Raw genomic sequence first — 4,666 nt, 5'->3', positions numbered from 1 at the left:
GAGATCGCGCGGATCACCGCGACCTTCCCCGGCGGGGCGCCGAACATCGCGGACATCTACCCCCTGGCCCCGCTCCAGGAAGGCATCCTCTTCCATCACCTGATAGCGGCGGACGAGGGCGCGGACGACGTCTACATCTCGCCCACCGTCCTGACCTTCGACACCCGCGAACTGCTGGACACCTTCCTCGGCGCGCTCCAGCACGTCATCGACCGCCACGACATCCTGCGCACCGCCATCCTCTGGCAGGGTCTGCCCGAACCCGTCCAGGTCGTCGCCCGCCACGCCCAACTGCCCGTCCAGCAGCACGAGATCACCGGCGACGACCCGATCGCCGCACTCACCGCACGCTGCGCGGCCACCATGGACCTCACCCGCGCACCGCTGCTCGACGCCCGGATCGCCGCCGAACCGGGCAGCGCCCGCTGGCTGTTGCTGCTCCAGCGCCACCACCTGATCACCGACCACACCACGCTCGAAGTCCTGCTGGCGGAGATCCAGGCCGTCATGGCCGGCCGACAGGACGAGCTGCCGGCGCCGGTGCCGTTCCGCGAGTTCGTCGCCCAGGCCCGGCTCGGCGTCTCCCGCGAGGAGCACGAGCGGTTCTTCACCGGGCTGTTGGGCGATGTCGTCGAGCCGACCGCGCCCTTCGGCCTGCTCGACGTACACGGCGACGCCACCGCCCTCGCCGAGGCAACCGTCACCGTCGATGCCGAACTCGCCCTCCGGGTAAGGGAACAGGCCCGCCGCCTGGGCGTGAGCGCGGCCGCCGCGTTCCACGTCGCCTGGGCCCGGGTGGTCGCCGCCACCGCCAACCGGGACGACGTCGTCTTCGGCACCGTCCTGTTCGGCCGCATGAACGCCGGCACCGGCGCGGACCGCGTCCCCGGCCTGTTCATCAACACCCTGCCCGTCCGGGTGCCCGGCCTCGGCGCGAGCGTCACCGACGCCGTGCGCGCCATGCGCGGACTCCTCGCCGACCTGCTGGTCCACGAGCACGCCCCGCTCGCCGTCGCCCAGCAGGCCAGCGGGATCGACGGCTCCGCACCGCTCTTCACCGCCCTGCTGAACTATCGCCACAGCCAGGCGCCCGGCGCCGGGGCCTCGCCCGCGACGGGCCTGGCGGGCGTCGAGATCCTGCAGAGCCAGGAGTACACCAACTACCCGCTCACCGTGTCGGTGGACGACCTCGGCGCCGGGTTCAGCCTCACCGCTCAGACGGTGGCGCCGATCGACGCCGAGCGGGTGTGCGACCTGCTGCACACCGCCCTCGAAGGACTGGTCGACGCGCTCGAAACGGCCCCGGACAGCCCCCTCGGACGCATCGAGGTCCTCAACCCGCAGGAACGGCAGCGGATCCTCACCGACTGGAACGGCACCGCCACCGAGCCGGTGACAGGCACGCTGCCCGAGCTGTTCGCCGCCCAGGTCGCACGGACGCCCGACGCCGTCGCCGTCCGCTGCGAGTCGGGCGAGCTGACGTACGCGGAGCTGGACGGGCGGGCCAGCGCGCTCGCCCGGCGCCTGGCCGCCGAGGGCGTGGGGGCCGAGAGCGCCGTCGCGGTCCTGATGGAGCGCTCGGCGGACCTGGTCGTCGCGCTGCTGGCCGTCGTGAAGGCCGGTGGCTGCTATGTCCCGCTCGACGCCCGCTACCCGCTGACCCACCGGCTCGCGATCACCGCGGAGACCGGCGCCACCGTGGTCCTGACCGACACCGCACTGTCGGAAGAGGCCGCCGAACTCGGCCTCACCGTCCTCACCGTCCTCACCACGGACGGTCCCGCGCCCGCCGCCAGCGTCGATGTGGCCTTCCACGAGCGGCAGTTGGCGTACGTGATGTACACCTCCGGCTCCACCGGCCGCCCCAAGGGCGTCGCCGTCACCCACCACGACGTCATCGCACTCGCCACCGACGACCGCATCGCGTCCCCCGCCACGGAACGCGTCCTGCTCCACTCCCCGCACTCCTTCGACGCCTCCACCTTCGAACTATGGGTACCGCTCCTCAACGGCGGCAGCGTCATCGTCGCCCCCACCGGAGACCTCACCACCACCACCCTGCACCACCTCATCACCAGCCACGACATCACCGCCCTCTGGCTCACCGCCGGGCTCTTCTCCCTCATCGCCGACGACAACCCCGCCTGCCTCAGCGGCATCCACCAGCTCTGGACCGGCGGCGACGTCGTCTCCCCCACCGCCGTCACCCGCGCCCGCGCAGCATGCCCCGGCCTCACCATCATCAACGGCTACGGACCCACCGAAACCACCACCTTCGCCACCACCCACCCGGTGACCGACACCCCCAGCGCACTGCCCATCGGCCGCCCACTGACCACCATGCGCGCCTACGTCCTCGACGCCCACCTGCGGCCCGTCCCGGCCGGCGCCACCGGCGAGCTCTACCTCGCCGGCTCGGGCCTCGCCCGGGGCTACCTCCACCGGCCGGCCCTGACGGCCGAACGCTTCACCGCCGACCCGTACGGCCCGGCCGGCAGCCGCATGTACCGCACCGGCGACCTCGCCAAGTGGAACCACCACGGCGAACTCGAATACGCCGGCCGCGCCGACCAGCAGATCAAACTGCGCGGCTTCCGCATCGAACTCGGCGAGGTAGAGGCCGCGTTGGCCTCCCACCCGGCCGTCGCCCAGGCCACCGTCCTCCTCCGCGAAGACACCCCCGGCCACAAGCGCCTCATCGCCTACACCGTCCCGACGGACGAACCGGACGAAACAGCCGTACGAGCCCACCTCGCCGCCACCCTCCCCGAGTACATGGTTCCGGCAGCGATCGTCGTGCTCGACGCGCTCCCCCTGACCGTCAACGGCAAGCTCGACCGCCGCGCCCTCCCCGCACCCGACCTCATCCCGGTGTCCAGCCGCCCCCCACGCACCCCGCGCGAGGAGATCCTCTGCGAGGTCTTCGCCCAGATCCTCGGCCTCCCCACGGTCGGGATCGACGACGACTTCTTCGCCCTCGGCGGACACTCCCTCCTCGCCACCCGCCTCGTCAGCCGCATCCGCACCGTCCTCGACGTCGAACTCCCCATCCGCACCCTCTTCGAGACCCCCACCGTCGCCGCCCTCGCCCAACGCCTCGACGACACCACCACCAGCCGACCCGCCCTCACCACCACCACCCGACCCGAGGCCCTACCGGTCTCCTACGCCCAGCAACGCCTCTGGTTCCTCGGCGAACTGGAAGGCCCCAGCCCCACCTACAACATCCCGCTCTGCCTTCGCCTCTCAGGTCGCCTCCAGGTCGAAGCACTCGACGCCGCACTACACGACGTCGTCGCACGCCACGAAGTCCTGCGCACCGTCTTCGGCTCCGCCGACGGGCAACCACGCCAACTCGTCCTCGACATCGACGCAGTAGGCCCGCTCCTGACGGTGGACACCCACGACGAGGAAGCCCTCTCCCGCGCGGCGGCACACGCCTTCGACCTCAACACCGACATCCCGTTCCGCACCTGGCTGTTCTCCCACGGCGAGACCGAGCACACCCTGCTCGTCGTCGTCCACCACATCGCCGGCGACGGCTGGTCCATGGGCCCCCTCGCCAACGACATCTCCACCGCCTACACCACCCGACTCACCAACACCCCACCCACCTGGGAACCACTCACCGTCCAGTACGCCGACTACACCCTCTGGCAACGCAACCTCCTCGGCTCCCCCGACGACCCGCACAGCCTCCTCTCCCAACAACTCACCTACTGGCGCCAGACCCTCACCGACCTCCCCGAAGAACTCACCCTCCCCACCGACCGCCCCCGCCCCGCCACCGCCACCCACCACGGCGGTACCACCACGTTCGCCGTACCCGCTGAGCTTCACCAGCAGGTCGTGGCACTCGCGCGCGCCGAGGGCGTCACGGTGTTCATGGTGCTGCAGGCGGCGTTCGCCGTCCTGCTCTCCCGCCTCGGCGCCGGGACGGACGTCCCGATCGGCACGCCCGTCGCCGGCCGCACCGACGAAGCCCTCGACAACCTCATCGGCTTCTTCGTCAACACCCTCGTCCTACGCACCGACCTCAGCGGCAACCCCACCTTCACCCAACTCCTCCACCGCATCCGCGAAGCAGACCTCACCGCCTTCGCCCACCAGGACGTCCCCTTCGAGCGGCTGGTGGAGGAGATAGCCCCCGCGCGGTCCATGGCCCGCCACCCGCTCTTCCAGGTCATGCTCACCCTCCAGAACAACACCCAGGCCGCCCTCAGCCTCCCCGAGCTGGACGCGACCCTTCTGCCGCCGGGAGAGCTGGCGGCGAGGTTCGACCTGGATCTCACCCTGGACGAGACCTTCGACGCGGATGGCGAGGCGGCCGGGCTGAACGGGTCGCTGACCTTCGCGCGGGACCTCTTCGACACCGAGACGGCCGAACAGCTCGCCACGCGCTTCGTCCGGGTCCTCAAGGCGGCCGGCTCCGAGCCGCGGCTCCCTGTCAGCCACGTCGACGTGCTCAGCCCCGCCGAGCGGCGGCAGGTGTTGGAGGGGTGGAACGACACGGCGGCCGTGGTCCCGGCGGGCACCCTGCCCGAACTGTTCGAGGCCCGCGTGGCGCAGGTACCGGACGCGGTGGCGGTGGTCTTCGAGGACGAATCACTCACCTACGCGGAGCTGAACGCGCGGGCCAACCAGGTCGCGCACCTGCTCACCGAGC

Annotated in this window: 1 protein-coding gene; it reads left to right on the top strand. The window is 71.5% G+C overall.

Translation table 11 applies throughout. The features are described from left to right. On the top strand, positions 1 to 4,666 hold a 4,666-nt coding region (locus tag P3T27_RS40750; protein WP_280686431.1), incomplete at both ends, for a non-ribosomal peptide synthetase.

Source organism: Kitasatospora sp. MAA19 (assembly GCF_029894125.1).
In the GTDB taxonomy this organism is placed as follows: Bacteria; Actinomycetota; Actinomycetes; order Streptomycetales; family Streptomycetaceae; genus Kitasatospora.
Note: the sequence above shows the minus strand (reverse complement) of the source record. Positions and strands in the feature narration are given on the sequence as shown.